The organism is Crenobacter sp. CS_VA4 (assembly GCF_055597485.1).
Genome location: NZ_JBVMAE010000216.1, coordinates 1 through 232 on the forward strand (window position 1 = coordinate 1; position 232 = coordinate 232).

1 pseudogene is annotated in these 232 nt (G+C 69.4%); it reads left to right on the forward strand.

The window, feature by feature from the left end:
• Positions 1–232 (forward strand): annotated as a pseudogene (locus tag ACZ2IA_RS23335) (hypothetical protein); the annotation flags it as partial.

Consider the following 232-nt stretch of genomic DNA (forward strand, 5'->3'; position numbering starts at 1 on the left):
GTCGAAGTCGTCGGTGACCTGTTTCAGGTCCAGCGTCGACGAGCTGGCCGAGTACGGGTAGCAGTCGCAGCCGACTTCGACATCTTCATCACCTGGTCGGACCCGCACCCCGAGATGGCCGGCCAGACGCTGGCGGCGACCGCCGCGGCGTGGAACGAGTCCTTGCTCGACGCGGCGCAGCGGCTGCAGCCGGCCGGCGCGGTTTCCCCCCGCCCAAACGACACCGACGTCA